Source organism: Pseudomonas sp. CC11G (genome assembly GCF_056174845.1).
Map to the genome: position 1 here is coordinate 149207 of NZ_JBWBZC010000011.1, position 18437 is coordinate 167643.

An 18437-nucleotide genomic window follows, 5' to 3' on the forward strand; every position below is an offset into this window, starting at 1 on the left:
GGGTTTTCAAAGCACGGAAAGCTAGTAAAAAAGGGGAAGCGCAGTCGTGTTTCGTGGAGCTAACGCAATCAATCTCGACGCCAAAGGGCGCCTCGCGATGCCAAGTCGGTATCGGGACGAGATCGTGTCGCGTTCGGCTGGCCAGCTCATCGTAACAATCGACGCCATTGACCCCTGCCTCTGTGTTTACCCGCTGCCTGAGTGGGAAATCATCGAAACCAAGCTCCGTGAGCTGCCGTCCCTGCGTGAAGAAACCCGTCGCCTGCAGCGTTTGCTGATTGGTAATGCGGTGGATATCGAGCTGGACGGTGCTGGCCGTTTCCTGATTCCGCCGCGTTTGCGCGAGTACGCCAAGCTCGACAAGCACGCGATGCTGGTCGGGCAACTGAACAAGTTTCAACTGTGGGACGAAAACGCCTGGAACGCGCTTGCTGATGCGGACCTGGCAGCCATTAAACAGCCGGGCGGTCTGCCGGACGAATTGCGTGACCTCATCCTGTGACAACTACCAATAGCAGTGGCTTTCGCCACATCACCGTATTGCTCGATGAAGCCGTAGAGGCTCTCGCCGTGCGTCCGGATGGCTGCTATCTGGATGGCACGTTCGGCCGTGGCGGGCATAGCCGGCTGATTCTCCAACAGCTGGGCCCAGACGGGCGGCTCCTCGGTTTCGACAAAGACCCTCTGGCGATTGCGACCGGAGAAGCGCTGGCGGCCGAAGACGGCCGCTTTGTCGTTGTGCAGCGCAGTTTTGCCGAGCTCGGCGAAGCGGTGGCTGAGCGCGGCGACAGCGGCAAGGTGTCCGGCATTTTGCTAGACCTCGGCGTTTCGTCGCCGCAGCTGGACGACGCCGCGCGCGGCTTCAGCTTTATGAACGACGGCCCGCTGGATATGCGCATGGATCCAAACCGTGGCGTCAGCGCCGCGCAGTTCATCGCCACCGCGCCAGAAGAAGAAATTGCCCGCGTCTTTAAAGAATACGGCGAAGAACGTTTCGCCAAGCGCATGGCTCGCGCCGTGGTACAGCGCCGCGAAGTAACGCCATTCGAGCGTACGGCCGATCTGGCTGAAGTATTGAAAGTCGCCAACCCTGCCTGGGAAAAGGGCAAGAACCCGGCGACCCGCGCATTCCAGGGTTTGCGTATTCACGTGAACAACGAGCTGGCCGATCTGGAACGAGGCCTGCAAGCCGCCATGGACGCCCTGGAAATCGGTGGCCGTCTGGTGGTGATCAGCTTCCACTCGCTGGAAGACCGCATCGTCAAACTGTTTATGCGTCGCCTGGAAAAAGGCGAGGCCGACAAACTGCCGCGCAACCTGCCAGTACGGGTTGAGCGCTTCGAGCCGTTTATCAAAACCATCGGCAAGGCACAGTTCCCGTCCGATGCCGAGCAATCGGCCAATCCTCGCTCGCGCAGTGCTGTCATGCGTGTCGCGGAGAAGTTGCGTTGAGCCGCGCGTTTGCCAAGCCGTTGCCGACCGGCAGCACGCTGCTGCTGATTCTGTTCGTCGGCGTTCTGGTGTCGGCCATTGCCGTGGCCTACTGCGCCCACTGGAACCGCCAACTGCTCAACTCCCTGTATGGCGAACTCAGCGTGCGCGACAAAGCGCAAGCCGAGTGGGGCCGCCTGATTCTTGAACAAAGCACCTGGACCGCCCACAGTCGCATCGAGACTCTGGCCAGCGAACAGCTGAAAATGCGCATTCCAGAGCCAGCCGAAGTGCGGATGGTGGCGCCATGATGAAGCTCGAGGGCGCTCTCTACCCATGGCGCTTCCGTGTAGTGCTCGGTCTGCTCGGCGCCATGGTGGCTGCCATCTGCTGGCGCATCATTGACCTGCAAGTGCTCGACCACGCCTTCCTGCAAGGCCAGGGCGATGCCCGTAGCGTGCGTCACGTGCCTATTCCTGCACACCGCGGCCTTATCACCGACCGTAACGGCGAGCCTCTGGCCGTCAGTACGCCGGTCACCACCCTGTGGGCCAACGGCAAAGAACTGCAAGCCGGCAAAGACCGCTGGCCAGCATTGGCTGCCGCATTGGGCCAGGAGCCCAAAGCCTTCGCCGCCAGGCTGGAGGAAAATGCCGGGCGCGAATTTATGTACCTGGTGCGGGGGCTGACCCCGGAACAGGGCCAATCAGTGCTCGACCTCAAAGTGCCAGGCGTCTACTCCATCGAGGAGTTTCGTCGTTTCTACCCGGCCGGCGAAGTGACTGCGCACGTGGTGGGCTTTACCGATATCGACGATCACGGCCGCGAGGGCGTGGAATTGGCGTTTGATCAGTGGCTGTCCGGCGTACCGGGCAAGCGCGAAGTGTTGAAAGACCGTCGCGGTCGCCTGATCAAAGACGTGCAAGTCACCCGCAACGCCAAGGCCGGCAAGGCGCTGGCGCTGTCCATCGACCTGCGTCTGCAATACCTGGCCCACCGCGAGCTGCGCAACGTGGTCACCGAGTTTGGCGCCAAGGGTGCCAGTCTGGTGATGCTCGACGTGAAGACCGGCGAAGTGCTGGCCATGGTCAACCAGCCGACCTACAACCCCAACAACCGCCGGAACCTGCAGCCGGCGATGATGCGCAACCGCGCCATGATCGATGTGTTCGAGCCGGGTTCCACGGTCAAACCGTTCTCCATGAGCGCGGCGCTGGAAAGCGGGCGCTGGAAACCGACCGACACCGTCGACGTTTACCCCGGCACCTTGCAGATCGGCAAATACACCATTCGCGACGTTTCCAAGAATGAAGGCGTGCTGGATTTGACCGGCATCCTGATCAAGTCCAGTAACGTCGGCATCAGCAAGATCGCTTTCGATATCGGCGCCGAGCCGATTTACAACGTTATGCAGCAGGTCGGTCTGGGTCAGGACACCGGTTTGGGCTTCCCGGGCGAGCGCGTGGGCAACCTGCCGAATCACCGCATCTGGCCAAAAGCCGAAACCGCGACCCTGGCCTACGGCTACGGCCTGTCGGTTACCGCCATTCAGCTGGCCCACGCTTATGCAGTGCTGGCCAACAACGGTCGCAGCATTCCGATGACTCTGACCCGCGCCGATGGCCGCGCGCAGGACGGCGTGCAGGTGATCCCTGAAGCCACCGCCAAAACCATTCAGGGCATGCTGCAGCAAGTGGTTGAAGCGCCGACCGGGGTGTTCCGCGCCAAGGTGCCGGCCTACCACGTGGGCGGCAAATCGGGTACCGCGCGTAAAGCCACCGTCGGCACCAAGGGCTACACCGCCAACGCCTACCGCTCGTTATTCGCCGGCTTTGCGCCGATCAGCAACCCGCGTATCGCCATGGTTGTGGTGGTGGATGAGCCGAGCACCGGCGCCTACTTCGGCGGCCTGATCTCCGCACCCGTATTCGGCAAAGTCATGGCCGGCGCCCTGCGCCTGATGAACATTGCCCCAGACAACTTGACGCCGGCCGATGTTCAGCCCGCCGTGGCAGTCACCATTCCTCGGGGGTTAGCGCGCTAATGCCGATGCCACTGAACCAACTGCTGCCACAAGCCGAAAGCTCCGTGCTGATTCGTGAGCTGACCCTGGACAGCCGCAAAGTGCGTCCAGGCGATCTGTTCCTCGCCGTGCCTGGCGGTCAGCAGGACGGCCGCGTCCATATCGCTGACGCCATTGCCCGTGGCGCCGCCGCGGTCGCTTATGAAGCCGAAGGCGCGCAAAAAATTGAAGCGCAGGGCGCCGAACTGGTGCCGCTGAAGAATCTCGCCGGTCAGTTGTCGGCCATTGCCGGCCGCTTCTATGGCGAGCCGAGCCGTGGTCTGCATCTGGTGGGCGTCACCGGCACCAACGGCAAAACCAGCATCAGCCAATTGATTGCCCAGGCGCTGGACCACTTCGGCGAGCGCTGCGGCATCGTCGGTACCCTCGGCACCGGTTTCCACAATGAACTGGAGCAGGGCCGCCACACCACGCCAGACCCGATCGGTGTGCAGGCGGTGCTGGCCAATCTGAAACAGGCCGGCGCTCGCGCCGTGGCCATGGAAGTGTCGTCCCACGGTCTGGACCAAGGCCGCGTTGCTGCGCTGGCATTCGATGTGGCGGTGTTCACCAACCTGTCGCGCGACCACCTCGATTACCACGGTTCCATGCAGGCCTACGGCGAAGCCAAGGCCAAGCTGTTCCGCTGGCCGACCCTGCGTTGCCGCGTGCTGAACCTGGACGACGAATTCGGTCGCCAACTCGCCGCCGAAACCCACGAATCGCGCCTGATCACCTACAGCCTCGAAGACCGCAACGCCTACCTCTATTGCAGCGAAGCGGTGTTCGACGACCACGGCGTGCGCGCCAAGCTGGTTACGCCGAAAGGCGAGGGAAGCCTGCGCAGCTCGTTGCTCGGCCGCTTCAACTTGAGCAACCTGCTCGGTGTGGTTGGCGCCTTGCTCGGCCTGGATTACCCGCTGGACGAAATTCTCAAAGTGCTGCCGCAGCTCGAAGGCCCGGCAGGCCGTATGCAGCGTCTGGGTGGCGGCGCCAAGCCGCTGGTGGTGGTCGATTACGCCCACACCCCGGATGCTCTGGAAAAAGTCCTGACCGCACTGCGCCCCCATGCCACCGGCAAACTGCTGTGCCTGTTCGGCTGCGGCGGCGACCGTGACCGCGGCAAGCGCCCGCTGATGGCCGAAGTGGTGGAGCGTCTGGCCGATGGCGTGATGGTTACCGACGACAACCCGCGCACCGAATCGCCAGAACAGATCTTTGCCGATATCCGTGTAGGCCTGAAGGCGCCGGAAAAAGCCCAGTTCGTGTACGGCCGTGGCCAAGCCATTGCCCAACTGATCGCCACTGCCGATGCCGCCGATGTGATCGTGCTGGCCGGCAAGGGCCATGAGGACTATCAGGAAATCAACGGCGAACGTCAGCCGTTCTCCGACCTGCATCAAGCCACCAACGCCCTGGCGGCGTGGGAGGCCACTCATGTTTAAAGCCTTGCGCCTGAGCGAAGTGGTCAATGCATTGAACGGTTGCCTGGTCGGCGCCGATGCGACCTTCAGTGCCGTCAGCACCGACAGCCGCGCGATCAAGCCCGGCCAGCTGTTTATTGCCCTGACCGGCCCGCGCTTCGATGGCCACAGTTATTTGCAGGAAGTCACCCAGAAGGGCGCAGTCGCCGCACTGGTTGAGCGCGAAACCGTGGGTGTCAGCATTCCCAGCTGGTAGTCGCCGATACCCGTCAGGCGCTGGGCCAACTGGCTGCGCTGAACCGTCAGGCCTACACCGGCCCGCTGGCGGCCATTACCGGTTCCAGCGGCAAAACCACGGTCAAGGAAATGCTTGCCAGCATCCTGCGTGCCGGCACCGACGGCCCGGTACTGGCCACCCGCGGCAACCTGAACAATGACCTCGGCGTGCCGCTGACGCTGCTGGAGCTGGACGCCGAACACCAAGGCGCCGTGATCGAGCTGGGCGCCAACCGCGTTGGCGAGATCGCCTACACCGTCAGCCTGGCCAAGCCCCAGGTGGCAGTTCTGAATAATGCCGGCACCGCCCATATCGGTGAGTTCGGCGGCGCGGACAAAATCGTCCAGGCCAAAGGCGAAATCATCGACGGCCTCGCTGCCAACGGTATCGCCGTGCTCAACCTGGACGACAAGGCATTTGGCATCTGGAAAGTCCGCGCCGGTCTGCGCAAGGTGCTGAGTTTTGCCCTGACCAACGATCAAGCCGATTTCTACGCCAGCGACCTGGGCCGCGATGCCCGTGGTTGCCCGTCGTTCACCCTCAACTGCACGCTTGGTTCTGCCCCGGTGCAGCTCAATCTGCTCGGCAATCACAACGTCGCCAATGCTTTGGCGTCAGCAGCGGCGGCGTTTGCCCTGGGTGTGCCGTTGGTCAGTATCAAAGCCGGGCTGGAAAACGTGCAGCCGGTCAAAGGCCGCGCCGTAGCGCAGTTGGCGACCAATGGCGCGCGGGTGATCGACGATACCTACAACGCCAACCCGACTTCGATGTGCGCCGCCATTGATATACTCGCCGCCTTCTCCGGCCGGACCGTTCTGGTTCTGGGCGACATCGGCGAATTGGGCGAGTGGGCTGAACAAGGCCACCGCGATGTCGGCGCCTACGCCGCCGGAAAAATCGATGCTCTTTATGCCGTCGGCCCGAATATGGCGCATGCCGTTGCCGCGTTCGGCGCCAAGGGCCAGCACTTTGCCGATCAGGCCAGCCTGATCGCTGCCGTCGGTGCTGAGCCGGGCAACACCACCATTCTAATTAAAGGCTCGCGCAGCGCGGCGATGGAAAACGTCGTCGCGGCTTTGTGCACCGCCCTGGGGAGTCATTAAATGCTGCTGCTGTTGGCCGAGTATCTGCAACAGTTCTACAAGGGCTTCGCGGTCTTTCAATACCTGACCCTGCGCGGGATTCTGGGTGTGTTGACTGCCTTGTCGCTGTCGCTGTGCCTGGGCCCCTGGATGATTCGCACTCTGCAGATTCGCCAGATTGGCCAAGCGGTACGCAACGACGGCCCGCAGTCGCACCTCTCCAAATCCGGCACCCCGACCATGGGCGGCGCGCTGATCCTGTCCTCCATCGCCATCAGCACCTTGCTGTGGGCAGACCTGACCAACCGCTACGTGTGGGTCGTGTTGCTGGTCACCTTGCTGTTTGGCGGCATCGGCTGGGTCGATGACTACCGCAAAGTGATCGAAAAGAACTCGAAAGGCCTGCCGAGCCGTTGGAAGTATTTCTGGCAATCGGTGTTTGGTCTGGGCGCGGCGATCTTCCTGTTTATGACCGCGCCAAGCGCCGTCGAAACCACCCTGATCATTCCGGTATTCAAAGACGCCAGCATCGCGCTGGGCGTCGGCTTTGTGGTGCTGACCTACTTCGTGATCGTCGGCTCCAGCAACGCGGTCAACCTGACTGACGGCCTCGACGGCCTGGCGATCATGCCGACGGTTATGGTCGGCGGCGCCCTGGGCATTTTTTGCTACCTGTCGGGCAACATCAAATTCGCCGACTACCTGTTGATTCCTTACGTACCCGGTGCCGGTGAGCTGATCGTGTTCTGCTCGGCGCTGGTCGGCGCAGGCCTGGGTTTCCTCTGGTTCAACACCTACCCGGCACAAGTATTTATGGGTGACGTCGGTGCGCTGGCGCTCGGCGCCGCACTGGGCACCATCGCCGTGATCGTTCGGCAGGAAATCGTGCTGTTCATCATGGGCGGTGTGTTCGTGATGGAAACCCTCTCCGTGGTGATTCAGGTGGCGTCGTTCAAGCTCACCGGCAAGCGCGTGTTCCGTATGGCGCCGATCCATCACCACTTTGAATTGAAAGGCTGGCCGGAGCCGCGCGTGATCGTGCGCTTCTGGATCATCACCGTAATTCTGGTGTTGATCGGCCTCGCCACTTTGAAACTGCGTTAAGGACAAGGACCCGAATGAGCCTGATCGTTTCTGACCACTTCCGCATCGTTGTCGGCCTCGGCAAGAGCGGCATGTCCCTGGTGCGCTTCCTCGCGCGCCAGGGCATCCGCTTTGCCGTGGCCGACACACGCGAGAACCCGCCGGAACTGGCCGCGATTCGCGCCCAGTACCCGCAGGTGGAAGTGCGTTGTGGCGAACTGGACGTCGAGTTCCTGTGCCGCGCCGATGAGCTTTACGTGAGTCCGGGCCTGGCCCTGGCTACCCCCGCGCTGCAGGCCGCTGCCGCACGGGGCGTGAAGCTGCTCGGTGATATCGAACTGTTCGCCCGTCACGCCAAGGCGCCGATCGTGGCCATTACCGGCTCCAACGCGAAAAGCACCGTCACCACCCTAGTAGGCGAGATGGCTGTGGCGGCCGGCAAGCGTGTGGCGGTCGGCGGCAACCTCGGCACGCCGGCTCTGGATTTGCTCAGCGATGACGTTGAGCTGTACGTGATCGAGCTGTCGAGTTTCCAACTGGAAACCACCGACCAGCTGAACGCCGAAGTGGCCACCGTGCTGAATATCAGCGAAGACCATATGGACCGTTACAGCGGTCTGCCGGCGTATCACCTGGCCAAGCACCGGATCTTCCGTGGCGCGCGGCAGGTGGTGGTGAATCGTCAGGACGGCTTGTCCCGTCCGCTGATTGGCGAGAACACCCCGTGCTGGACCTTCGGCCTGAACAAACCGGACTTCAAAGGCTTCGGCCTGCTGGAAGAACAGGGCGAAAAATACCTGGCCTTCCAGTTCGACACGCTGATGCCGGCCCGTGAATTGAAAGTTCGCGGCGCCCATAACCAGGCCAACGCCTTGGCGGCTTTAGCCCTGGGCCATGCTGTGGGGCTGCCGTTCGAACCGATGCTGCAAGCACTGCGTGACTTCACCGGCCTGGTGCACCGTTGCCAGTGGCTGCGTGAACGCGATGGCGTGAACTACTACGACGATTCCAAAGCCACCAACGTTGGCGCCGCTCTGGCCGCCATCGAAGGCCTGGGTGCGGATATCGACGGCAAGCTGCTGCTGGTCGCCGGCGGCGATGGCAAAGGCGCGGATTTTTCCGCCCTGCGTGCCCCGGTGGCGGCCCATTGCCGTGCGGTGATTCTGCTCGGCCGCGATGCCCCGCTGCTGGCCGACGTGCTGGCCGATACCGGCGTGCCGCTGATTCGCGTGCAAACCCTGGATGAGTCGGTGGCCAAGGCCGCTGAACTGGCGCAGAGCGGCGACGCCGTGTTGCTGTCGCCGGCCTGCGCGAGCCTGGATATGTTCAAGAACTTCGAAGAGCGCGGGCGGTTGTTTGCCCAAGCGGTAGGGGGGCTGAACTGATGCTCGCCCGCCTGCTTAGCGTTCTGCGCCCGTACCCGTCGCCGCTGTTCAGCCGCCGCGGCATCGACCTCGACTTCCCGCTGCTGGCCGGTTGCTTCGCGTTGCTGGGCTTGGGTCTGGTAATGATCACCTCTGCTTCCACAGAAGTGGCGGCGGTGCAGACCGGCAACCCGTTCTACCACATGATCCGTCACCTTATTTATATGGGCATCGGCCTCGGTGCCGCCGGTTTGATGATGGTAATTCCGCTGGCTACTTGGCAGCGCATGGGCGGCACCTTGCTGGTGGTGGCGTTCGGTTTGCTGGTGCTGGTACTGGTGCCGGGCATTGGCCGCGAAGTGAACGGTTCGATGCGCTGGATCGGCTTCGGCGCCTTCAACGTGCAGCCCTCCGAAATCGCTAAAGTCTTCGCCGTTATCTACCTGGCCGGCTATCTGGTGCGCCGTCAGGAAGAAGTGCGCGAAAGCTGGATGGGCTTCTTCAAGCCCTTCATCGTGTTGCTGCCAATGGCCGGCCTGCTGCTGATGGAGCCGGACTTCGGGGCTACCGTCGTACTTATGGGTGCCGCAGCGGCCATGTTGTTCCTCGGCGGCGTGGGCCTGTTCCGCTTCTCGCTCATGGTGGCCTTGGCCGTTGCCGCGGTGTTTGTGCTGGTGCAGGCGCAACCGTATCGGATGGCGCGTCTGGTGACCTTTACCGACCCGTGGGCCGACCAGTTCGGTTCGGGCTACCAGCTCACTCAGGCACTCATCGCGTTTGGTCGCGGCCAATGGTTGGGCGTGGGCCTGGGCAACAGCATCCAGAAGCAGTTCTACCTGCCGGAAGCGCACACCGACTTCGTGTATTCCGTACTGGCCGAAGAACTCGGCCTGTTTGGTTCGCTGGCCACCGTGGCGCTGTTTGTGTTCGTCAGCGTGCGGGCCCTGTACATCGGCCTGTGGGCCGAGAAAGCCAAACAGTTCTTCGCGGCATATGTCGCCTACGGCCTGGCGTTCCTGTGGATTGGTCAATTCCTGATCAATATCGGCGTGAACGTCGGCCTGTTGCCCACCAAGGGTCTGACCTTGCCGTTCCTCAGTTACGGCGGCAGCTCGTTGGTGATCTGCTGTGCCTGCCTGGGGTTGCTGCTGCGCATCGAGTGGGAGCGCCGCACCATTCTGGGCAGCGAGGATGTCGACTTCGTCGAGAGCGATTTCGCCGAAGATGCGCCAGCCAGCAAAGCGTCCAAGGAGGTGGTCCATGGCCGCTAATGTTCTGATCATGGCCGGCGGCACCGGCGGCCACGTCTTCCCGGCGCTGGCTTGTGCCCGCGAATTCCAGGCGCGCGGTTACACCGTGCACTGGCTCGGCACGCCGCGCGGTATCGAAAACCAGCTGGTGCCGGAAGCCGGCCTTGAGTTGCACCTGATCAACGTCGCCGGCCTGCGTGGCAAAGGCTTCCTGAATTTGTTGAAAGCACCGTTCAGCCTGCTGCGCTCGCTGTTCCAGGCGCGCCGTATTGTGCGCAAGCTGAAACCCGTGTGCGTGTTGGGCATGGGCGGTTATGTGACCGGCCCAGGCGGCCTGGCGGCGAAGATGGCCGGCGTGCCGCTGATCATCCACGAGCAGAATGCCGTGGCCGGTACCGCTAACCGCAGCCTGGTGCGTTTCGCCAGCCGTGTGTGCGAGGCGTTCCCCAATACCTTCAAGGCCTCGCCCAAACGCCGCACCACCGGCAACCCGGTGCGCGAAGAGCTTTTTCTGGAAACCCCGCGCGACACGCTCAATGGCCGTCGTCCGCGTTTGTTGATTCTGGGTGGCAGCCTGGGGCTGAGCCGCTGAACAAATTGCTGCCTGAAGCACTGCGCGAAGTGGCGGTGGAAATCCGTCCGGAAGTGGTGCACCAGTCCGGCAAGAATCACGATGAAGTCACCACGGACCGTTATCAGGCCGCCGGTGTCCAAGCGCACGTTGCGCCCTTTATCAAAGACATGGCCGGTGCGTATGCCTGGGCCGACCTGGTGGTGTGCCGCGCTGGCGCGCTGACCATCAGTGAACTGGCTGCTGCCGGTCTGCCGTCGATGCTGGTGCCTTTGCCGCACGCTATCGACGATCACCAGACCCGCAATGCCGATTATCTGGCGCGTGAAGGAGCTGCCTTCCTGCTGCCACAAGCGACTACTGGCGCCGCCGAACTGGCCGAGCGCCTGACCGAGGTTTTGATGCATCCCGAACGTCTGATTTACATGGCCAGCACCGCTCGCCGCCTGTCCAAGCCTGACGCCACCCGTGCCGTGGTCGACATCTGTCTGGAGGTGGCCCGTGGTTGAGAGTCAGAAAGCGTTTCCGCAACCTGAAATGCGCCGTATCCGTCGTATCCACTTCGTGGGCATCGGCGGTGCCGGTATGTGCGGTATTGCCGAGGTGTTGTTGAACCTGGGTTACGACGTATCCGGTTCCGACATCAAGGGTTCGGCCGTCACCGAGCGCCTGCAGAATTTTGGTGCCCAGGTGTTTATCGGTCACCGCGCCGAGAACGCTCAGCACGCGGACGTGCTGGTCGTGTCCAGCGCCATCAACACCGCTAACCCGGAAGTGGCCAACGCCCTGGAGCGTCGCATCCCGATTGTTCCTCGCGCTGAAATGCTCGCTGAACTGATGCGCTACCGCCACGGCATCGCCGTTGCCGGTACCCACGGCAAAACCACCACCACCAGTTTGATTGCTTCGGTATTTGCCGCGGCTGGCCTGGACCCGACCTTCGTGATCGGTGGCCGTCTGAACGCCGCCGGCACCAACGCCCAACTCGGCACCAGCCGTTATCTGGTGGCTGAGGCGGACGAAAGCGACGCCAGCTTCCTGCACCTGCAGCCGATGGTGGCCGTGGTCACCAATATCGACATGGACCACATGAGCACCTACGAAGGTGACTTCAACAAGTTGAAGAAAACCTTCGTCGAGTTTCTCCACAACCTGCCGTTCTACGGCTTGGCGGTGGTGTGCATCGATGACCCTGTGGTGCGTGAAATTCTGCCCCAGGTGAAACGTCCGACCATGACCTACGGCCTGAGCGAAGACGCCGATGTGCGCGCCATCAACCTGCGCCAGAACGGCATGCAAACCTACTTCACCGTGCTGCGCGCTGGCCGCGAGCCGTTGGATGTGTCGGTGAATATGCCCGGCAACCACAACGTATTGAATTCCCTTGCGACCATCGCCATCGCGACAGACGAAGGTCTTAGCGATGAAGCCATCGTGCACGGCCTGTCGCAGTTCCAGGGCGTGGGCCGGCGCTTCCAGGTGTACGGCGAACTGCCGGTGGAAGGTGGCAGCGTGATGCTGGTGGACGACTACGGTCACCACCCGCGCGAAGTGGCAGCGGTGATCAAGGCCGTTCGCGGTGGCTGGCCGGAGCGCCGCCTGGTGATGGTGTACCAACCGCACCGCTACAGCCGTACCCGCGATCTGTACGACGACTTCGTACAGGTATTGGCCGACGCCAATGTGCTGTTGCTGATGGAAGTGTACCCAGCGGGCGAGGAGCCGATTCCGGGCGCCGATAGCCGTCAGCTGTGCCACAGCATTCGTCAGCGCGGTCAGCTGGATCCTATTTATATCGAGCGCGGCACCGAGCTTGCGCCGATCGTCAAACCGTTGCTGCGCGCTGGCGACATTCTGCTGTGCCAAGGCGCAGGGGATATCGGTGGCCTGGCGCCGCAGTTGTTGCAGAGCCCGTTGTTTGCCGGCGCGGTTGTCGCCGGTGGGAGTAAGAAATGAGTCGCCTGTTAGAAGCCAATCTGGCCCCTGAAGCCTTTGGTCGTGTTGCCGTACTGTTCGGCGGCAAGAGCGCCGAGCGTCCGGTGTCGCTGAAGTCTGGCGCTGCCGTGCTGGAAGCCTTGCAGGCCGCCGGTGTGGATGCGTTTGGCATCGATGTGGGCGATGACTTCCTGCAGCGTCTGGTCAGCGAAAAGATCGACCGCGCCTTTATCGTGTTGCACGGTCGCGGCGGCGAAGACGGCAGCATGCAAGGCCTGCTGGAGTGCGTGGGCATTCCGTACACCGGCAGTCGCGTACTAGCCTCGGCCTTGGCCATGGACAAACTGCGCACCAAACAAGTCTGGCAGAGCCTGGGCCTGTCCACCCCGCGTCACGCGGTGTTGGCCAGTGTCGATGACTGCCGGTCGGCTGCGACGGAACTGGGTTTCCCGCTGATCGTCAAACCGGCCCATGAAGGTTCCAGTATCGGCATGGCCAAAGTGAACAGCGTGGATGAGCTGATCAGCGCTTGGCGCGATGCCAGCGGCTACGACTCGCAAGTGTTGGTGGAGCAATGGATCTCGGGTCCGGAATTCACCATTGCCGTATTGCGTGGCGAAGTACTGCCACCGATTGGCCTGGGCACCCCGCACACTTTCTACGACTACGACGCCAAGTACCTGGCCAATGACACCCAGTACCGCATCCCGTGCGGCCTGGATGCCGCCAAGGAACAGGAACTCAAAGACCTGACCGCCCGTGCCTGTGAAGCCGTTGGTATTCAGGGCTGGGCGCGTGCCGACGTGATGCAAGACAAAGACGGCAAATTCTGGCTGCTGGAAGTCAATACCGTGCCCGGTATGACCGACCACAGTCTGGTGCCAATGGCCGCTCGCGCAGCAGGGCTGGATTTCCAGCAACTGGTCGTGGCGATTCTTTCCGACAGCGTTGAGGCACGAGGTTAAGACCATGCACGGCGCAACCCTCCGTCATCAGCAACCTGTTCCCGGCCGTGGCGCTTTGCCTCGCAAGCCGGCGCAGCGGGGTGCCAGCCGGATGGTGGCCAAAGAACCGTTGTCGGTGCGCGTGCCCAAGCCGAGTTTTTCGGCGATCAAGCGCGTGCTCTGGCCGGTACTGCTGCTGGTGCTCGGATTTGGTACCTACGAAGCGGCCCAGCGGCTGCTGCCGTATGCCGACCGACCGATTGCCAAGATCAGCGTGCAGGGCGAGCTCAGCTACATCAGCCAGCAAGCAGTGCAGCAGCGGATCGCGCCGTTCGTGGCGTCGAGCTTCTTCACCGTCGACCTGGCTGGCATGCGTGCCGAGCTGGAAAAAATGCCGTGGATTGCTCACGCCGAAGTCCGCCGCGTATGGCCGGACACCGTGACCATTTCGCTGGAAGAACAACTGCCAGTCGCCCGTTGGGGTGACGAAGCGCTGCTGAACAACCAAGGTCAGGCCTTCACCCCGCGTGAGTTGGCCAACTACGAGAACTTGCCGCAACTGGTTGGCCCGCAACGCGCCCAGGAAGACGTGATGCAGCGCTACCAGATGCTGAGCCAGATGCTGCGCCCGCTGGGCTTTTCAGTGGCGCGTCTGGAGCTGCGTGAACGCGGCAGCTGGTTCCTCACTACCGGGGTGAATAACACCGGACAAAGTATTGAGTTGTTGTTGGGTCGCGACCATCTGGTCGAGAAAATGCGCCGGTTCGTGACCATCTACGACAAGAGTTTGAAAGACCAGATCACCAATATTTCGCGCATCGACCTGCGCTACTCCAACGGCCTTGCCGTTGCGTGGCGTGAACCGATTGCGCCGGCGACTGACAAAACCGTCGCGCAGAAGTGAATTAGGAGAAGGCAGCAACATGGCAAACGTGCAGAGCGGCAAGATGATCGTCGGCCTCGATATCGGTACCTCCAAAGTGGTGGCGCTGGTAGGCGAAGTCACATCTGACGGCCAGCTGGAAATCGTTGGTATCGGTACTCATCCGTCGCGCGGCCTGAAGAAGGGCGTGGTGGTGAATATCGAGTCCACCGTGCAGTCGATTCAGCGCGCCATCGAGGAAGCGCAGATGATGGCTGGCTGCCGTATTCACTCGGCCTTCGTCGGCGTGGCCGGCAACCATATCCGCAGCCTGAACTCCCACGGCATCGTCGCCATTCGCGACCGTGAAGTGAGCCAGGCCGACCTGGAGCGCGTACTCGATGCCGCCCAGGCCGTGGCCATTCCCGCTGACCAGCGCGTGCTGCACACCCTGCCGCAAGACTACGTGATCGATAACCAGGAGGGCGTACGTGAGCCGCTGGGTATGTCGGGCGTGCGTCTGGAAGCCAAGGTGCACGTGGTGACCTGCGCGGTGAACGCGGCGCAGAACATCGAAAAATGCGTACGCCGCTGCGGCCTGGAAGTGGACGACATCATTCTTGAGCAGTTGGCCTCGGCCTACGCCGTGCTGACCGACGACGAGAAAGAGCTGGGCGTGTGCCTGGTGGACATCGGCGGCGGCACCACAGATATCGCCATCTTCACCGAAGGCGCAATTCGCCACACGGCGGTGATTCCGATTGCCGGCGACCAGGTCACCAACGACATCGCCATGGCGCTGCGTACCCCGACCCAGTACGCCGAAGAAATCAAAATCCGTTACGCCTGCGCCCTGGCCAAACTGGCCGGCGCCGGCGAAACCATCAAGGTGCCGAGCGTGGGTGATCGTCCGCCGCGCGACCTGTCGCGTCAGTCGCTGGCCGAAGTGGTCGAGCCGCGTTACGACGAACTGTTCACCCTGGTGCAGGCCGAGCTGCGTCGCAGCGGCTACGAAGACCTGATCCCGGCCGGCATCGTGCTCACCGGCGGCACTTCCAAGATGGAAGGCGCGGTGGAGCTGGCCGAAGAAATTTTCCACATGCCGGTCCGCCTGGGCATGCCGCATGGCATCAAGGGCCTGGCCGATGTGGTGCACAACCCGATTTATTCGACCGGCGTGGGCTTGCTCATGTACGGGCTGCAAAAGCAGAACGACGGCATCTCGCTGTCGGGTGGCAGCAGCTACAACGACGAACCAAAGACACCTGTACTGGAGCGGCTGAAACGCTGGGTCCAGGGCAATTTTTGATGTTAAACCGCGTGTGCTGTAGGCGTTACAACTAGAAAAGCAAAGGAGAGGGGACCATGTTCGAGCTCGTAGACAATATCCCGCAAAGCGCAGTTATCAAGGTCATCGGTGTGGGTGGCGGCGGCGGTAACGCTGTTAACCATATGGCCAAAAACAACATTGAAGGCGTTGAGTTCATCTGCGCCAACACCGACGCTCAGGCATTGAAAAATGTCGGCGCGCGTACCGTGCTGCAACTGGGCACCGGTGTCACCAAGGGGCTGGGCGCTGGTGCCAACCCTGAAGTCGGCCGTCAGGCTGCCATGGAAGACCGCGAGCGTATCGCCGAAGTGCTGCAAGGCACCGACATGGTCTTTATTACCACTGGCATGGGTGGCGGTACCGGTACCGGTGCGGCACCGATCATTGCTGAAGTGGCCAAGGAAATGGGCATTCTCACCGTTGCGGTGGTAACCCGTCCTTTCCCGTTCGAAGGCCGCAAGCGCATGCTGATCGCCGAAGAAGGCATCCGCGCGCTGTCGCTCAGCGTTGACTCGCTGATCACCATCCCGAACGAAAAACTGCTGACCATCCTCGGCAAAGACGCAAGCCTGCTGTCGGCTTTCGCCAAAGCGGACGATGTATTGGCCGGTGCCGTGCGCGGTATCTCCGACATCATCAAGCGTCCGGGCATGATCAACGTCGACTTCGCCGACGTGAAAACCGTGATGAGCGAAATGGGCATGGCGATGATGGGCACTGGCTGCGCCAGCGGTCCGAACCGTGCACGTGAAGCCACCGAAGCGGCCATCCGTAACCCGCTGCTGGAAGACGTGAACCTGCAAGGCGCACGCGGCATTCTGGTGAACATTACCGCCGGTCCTGACCTGTCTCTGGGTGAGTACTCGGACGTCGGTAACATCATCGAGCAGTTCGCTTCCGAGCACGCGACCGTCAAGGTCGGCACCGTAATCGACCCGGACATGCGCGACGAACTGCACGTGACCGTTGTGGCCACTGGCCTGGGCGCGAAAATCGAGAAGCCGGTCAAGGTTATCGACAATACCGTGCAAGCTGCGGCGCTGCCGTCGGCCGCTGCCCCACGCCACGAACAGCCTGCGGTGAACTACCGTGATCTGGATCGTCCGACCGTCATGCGCAACCAGGCTCACGCCGGCGCGGCTGCTGCAGCCAAGCTGAACGCACAGGACGATCTGGATTATCTGGATATTCCGGCGTTCCTGCGTCGTCAGGCTGATTAAAGAAATGTATCAGGAGTATTGGGGTGATTGGTGTTCAGCAAAGGCCGGGTCTGGTATTATCCCCGGCCATTGTTGAAAACAATTCGCAACTAGTGTTATAGCGGCCAATCCATGATCAGACAACGCACCCTGAAGAACATCATCCGCGCCACCGGCGTCGGCCTGCATTCCGGGGAAAAGGTTTACCTGACCCTCAAGCCGGCACCGGTTGATACCGGTATCGTGTTTCGTCGTACCGACTTGGACCCCGTCGTGGAAATTCGCGCGCGGGCCGAGAATGTCGGTGAAACCACCATGTCGACCACACTGGTCAATGGTGATGTGAAAGTGGACACCGTGGAGCACCTGCTTTCGGCCATGGCTGGCCTGGGCATCGATAACGCCTACGTCGAGCTCTCCGCGTCCGAAGTGCCGATCATGGACGGTAGCGCTGGCCCCTTCGTATTCCTGATTCAATCCGCTGGTTTGCAGGAGCAGGAAGCGGCTAAGAAATTCATCCGCATTACCCGCGAAGTAACGGTAGTAGAGGGCGACAAGCGCGCCACCTTCGTTCCTTTCGATGGTTTCAAGGTGAGTTTCGAGATCGATTTCGATCACCCGGTTTTCCGCAATCGCACCCAGAGTGCGAGCGTGGACTTCTCCAGCACCTCCTTCGTAAAAGAAGTGAGCCGTGCACGCACCTTCGGTTTTATGAGTGACATCGAGTTCCTGCGTTCGCAGAACCTGGCACTCGGCGGCAGCGTAGAAAACGCCATTGTGGTTGACGAGTTTCGCGTATTGAACGAAGACGGCCTGCGGTACGAGGACGAGTTCGTCAAACACAAGATTCTCGATGCAATCGGTGACCTCTACCTGCTGGGTAACAGCCTGATTGGCGAGTTCCGCGGCTTCAAGTCGGGGCATGCGCTGAACAACCGTCTGTTGCGCACCTTGATTGAGCAACGTGACGCTTGGGAAGTGGTGACATTCGACGACGTGAAGAGCGCGCCGATTTCGTACATGCGACCAGTTGCGGCTGGTTGAGCAATACCCTCCTTAGCTGTTGATGTTTTTAAAGCCACCCTAGGGTGGCTTTTTTTATGGGTTTTTTTGCCGGGTGTAAAAGCAACGAGATGATGAGCGTGGATCAGCCTTTCCCGTGCCGCGCCAACCGCTCAAGCGCTGCGCGTAAGCCTGGGTCGCTGATGCCTTCTGCCACTTCCTGAATCCCTTCGGCCGTTTCGGTCGACAACTGCATGGTGTGCCCGCGCAGCTTGGCGACGCCCACCCGCGGCTGAACCTTGAACAGAATGCGGCTGAGATTGTTGAAGGGTTCGAGCATTTGCAGTTGCCGCTCCAGTCGCCGCTGTTGATAGCGCAGTCGCGTGGCCCAGTGGCCGTCGGTGACAATCAGCAACAGGCAGCCTTCACGCCACGAAGCTACGTGGCAATGCTCGCGTGCCGCCGGTTGCAGTTGGCTTTCCACCAGGCGCTGCAGATGGTCCAAGCGATGGGCCTGGTTGATCAGCGCTTGCAAAGGTTTGGCATCGCGCAACAGCGCGGCGTGACCTTTAGCGGGAAGGGGGCGGAAAGCCATGGTGGGTGGTCTTCAGGGGAGAGGCG

Annotated in this window: 15 protein-coding genes and 2 pseudogenes; 16 read left to right on the forward strand and 1 reads right to left on the reverse strand. The window is 61.8% G+C overall.

Annotated features, from left to right (window positions below; translation table 11 throughout):
• The first annotated feature begins 46 nt into the window (after window positions 1-46).
• The 16 genes and pseudogenes from mraZ to lpxC all read left to right on the forward strand — a co-directional run bounded on the left by mraZ (window position 47) and on the right by lpxC (window position 17858).
• Window positions 47-502: a division/cell wall cluster transcriptional repressor MraZ gene (gene mraZ, locus AC0V2S_RS15290; protein WP_475510473.1), complete on the forward strand. Its 456-nt coding sequence runs from the start codon at window positions 47-49 to the stop codon at window positions 500-502.
• Complete coding sequence (gene rsmH, locus AC0V2S_RS15295) at window positions 499-1452, forward strand: 16S rRNA (cytosine(1402)-N(4))-methyltransferase RsmH (protein ID WP_475510474.1); 954 nt, start codon at window positions 499-501, stop codon at window positions 1450-1452. Before mraZ ends, rsmH begins: the two co-directional genes overlap by 4 nt.
• Window positions 1449-1742 carry a cell division protein FtsL gene (gene ftsL / locus AC0V2S_RS15300; protein ID WP_475510475.1) on the forward strand — a complete coding sequence of 98 codons (294 nt, stop codon included), beginning with the start codon at window positions 1449-1451 and terminating at the stop codon, window positions 1740-1742. The genes rsmH and ftsL overlap by 4 nt, the downstream gene beginning before the upstream one ends.
• Window positions 1739-3475: a peptidoglycan D,D-transpeptidase FtsI family protein gene (locus AC0V2S_RS15305; protein ID WP_475510476.1), complete on the forward strand. Its 1737-nt coding sequence runs from the start codon at window positions 1739-1741 to the stop codon at window positions 3473-3475. Before ftsL ends, AC0V2S_RS15305 begins: the two co-directional genes overlap by 4 nt.
• A complete protein-coding gene (locus AC0V2S_RS15310; protein WP_475510477.1) occupies window positions 3475-4938 on the forward strand; it encodes a UDP-N-acetylmuramoyl-L-alanyl-D-glutamate--2,6-diaminopimelate ligase in 1464 nt (487 codons plus the stop codon). The genes AC0V2S_RS15305 and AC0V2S_RS15310 overlap by 1 nt, the downstream gene beginning before the upstream one ends.
• Window positions 4931-6297 (forward strand): annotated as a pseudogene (locus AC0V2S_RS15315) (UDP-N-acetylmuramoyl-tripeptide--D-alanyl-D-alanine ligase). Before AC0V2S_RS15310 ends, AC0V2S_RS15315 begins: the two are co-directional and overlap by 8 nt.
• On the forward strand, window positions 6298-7380 hold the full coding sequence (gene mraY / locus AC0V2S_RS15320) for a phospho-N-acetylmuramoyl-pentapeptide-transferase (RefSeq protein WP_475510478.1): 1083 nt from the start codon (window positions 6298-6300) through the stop codon (window positions 7378-7380).
• A gap of 14 nt (window positions 7381-7394) precedes the next feature.
• On the forward strand, window positions 7395-8744 hold the full coding sequence (murD, locus tag AC0V2S_RS15325) for a UDP-N-acetylmuramoyl-L-alanine--D-glutamate ligase (RefSeq protein WP_475510479.1): 1350 nt from the start codon (window positions 7395-7397) through the stop codon (window positions 8742-8744).
• Window positions 8745-8755: 11 nt separating this feature from the next.
• Window positions 8756-9994, forward strand: a complete 1239-nt coding sequence (gene ftsW / locus AC0V2S_RS15330; protein WP_475510503.1) for a putative lipid II flippase FtsW — start codon at window positions 8756-8758, stop codon at window positions 9992-9994.
• Window positions 9984-11053, forward strand: a pseudogene (gene murG, locus AC0V2S_RS15335) (undecaprenyldiphospho-muramoylpentapeptide beta-N-acetylglucosaminyltransferase). Before ftsW ends, murG begins: the two are co-directional and overlap by 11 nt.
• 28 nt (window positions 11054-11081) lie before the next feature.
• On the forward strand, window positions 11082-12500 hold the full coding sequence (gene murC, locus AC0V2S_RS15340; protein ID WP_475510504.1) for a UDP-N-acetylmuramate--L-alanine ligase: 1419 nt from the start codon (window positions 11082-11084) through the stop codon (window positions 12498-12500).
• Window positions 12497-13444: a D-alanine--D-alanine ligase gene (locus tag AC0V2S_RS15345; RefSeq protein WP_475510480.1), complete on the forward strand. Its 948-nt coding sequence runs from the start codon at window positions 12497-12499 to the stop codon at window positions 13442-13444. Before murC ends, AC0V2S_RS15345 begins: the two co-directional genes overlap by 4 nt.
• A 4-nt stretch (window positions 13445-13448) precedes the next feature.
• Window positions 13449-14327 carry a cell division protein FtsQ/DivIB gene (locus AC0V2S_RS15350; RefSeq protein WP_475510481.1) on the forward strand — a complete coding sequence of 293 codons (879 nt, stop codon included), beginning with the start codon at window positions 13449-13451 and terminating at the stop codon, window positions 14325-14327.
• 19 nt (window positions 14328-14346) lie between these two features.
• Window positions 14347-15594, forward strand: coding sequence for a cell division protein FtsA (ftsA, locus tag AC0V2S_RS15355; protein ID WP_475510482.1), 1248 nt, complete (start codon window positions 14347-14349; stop codon window positions 15592-15594).
• Window positions 15595-15650: 56 nt separating this feature from the next.
• Window positions 15651-16835: a cell division protein FtsZ gene (gene ftsZ / locus AC0V2S_RS15360; protein ID WP_475510483.1), complete on the forward strand. Its 1185-nt coding sequence runs from the start codon at window positions 15651-15653 to the stop codon at window positions 16833-16835.
• A 111-nt stretch (window positions 16836-16946) separates the two neighbouring features.
• Window positions 16947-17858 carry a UDP-3-O-acyl-N-acetylglucosamine deacetylase gene (lpxC, locus tag AC0V2S_RS15365; protein WP_271195363.1) on the forward strand — a complete coding sequence of 304 codons (912 nt, stop codon included), beginning with the start codon at window positions 16947-16949 and terminating at the stop codon, window positions 17856-17858.
• A gap of 103 nt (window positions 17859-17961) precedes the next feature.
• Here lpxC and AC0V2S_RS15370 read toward each other — a convergent pair whose 3' ends face one another.
• Window positions 17962-18411, reverse strand: coding sequence for a DUF721 domain-containing protein (locus tag AC0V2S_RS15370; RefSeq protein WP_475510484.1), 450 nt, complete (start codon window positions 18409-18411; stop codon window positions 17962-17964).
• Window positions 18412-18437 lie beyond the last annotated feature (26 nt).